Genomic DNA, 628 nt, shown 5'->3' with positions numbered 1-628 from the left:
GGGCCGCGGCCGCACCGCCGCCGAACAGGCCGGACAGAAAGCCGCCCGACCGCTGGCTGCCCTGCTGCTGCGCCTGTGCGAGCGCCTGCTGCGTCTGCTGGAGCTGGCTTTCCAGCGCCTGGATGCGGGCGGCGGCCTGCGCCAGCGCGTGCTCCTGGACAAAGGCCGTCTGTGTCAGCCGGTACCGCGCCTCCGGGTAGCGGGTGAACAGGTCGCCGATGAACTGGTCGGCCTCGCGGTCGATGGGCGGCAGCACGGATGGCTGGCCCGCGCTCGGGACGCTGCCCTGCCCCTGGCCGCCGGGCAGCACGCCCGTGGCCCCCTGAGCGCCGCTCACCCGTTCGATGAAACGGGCGATGATGTCGCGTTCCTCGTTGGTCATGCTATCCCCGCGCCGGACGCCGGCATGCCTGCATGTTGAGCCTGTGAAATGGCCGTGCCCGCCCCGTGGTTCAAGCATGACGGCCGGGCGGACCCGAGGGTCCGGGCGGCGGCGCTAGCGGTCGGGCGACGGCGGCGGTGGCGTGGGCATGCGCAGGCGCCCGCGCTCGATCACCGGGCAGCGGTCCATCACCACGGTCAGCCCGGCCGCGCGCCCGCGCGCCGCCGCCGCCTTGTCGACGACGCC

1 protein-coding gene is annotated in these 628 nt (G+C 74.7%); it reads right to left on the bottom strand.

What is annotated here, in order from left to right; translation table 11 throughout:
- A partial coding sequence (locus B8460_RS19795) for a DUF2076 domain-containing protein (RefSeq protein WP_048863351.1) occupies positions 1-382 on the bottom strand: 382 nt, incomplete at its 3' end.
- Positions 383-628: the final 246 nt, after the last annotated feature.

Origin of the sequence: Acidisphaera rubrifaciens HS-AP3, from assembly GCF_000964365.1 — a bacterium.
Lineage (GTDB): Bacteria > Pseudomonadota > Alphaproteobacteria > Acetobacterales > Acetobacteraceae > Acidisphaera > Acidisphaera rubrifaciens.
Note: the sequence above shows the minus strand (reverse complement) of the source record. Positions and strands in the feature narration are given on the sequence as shown.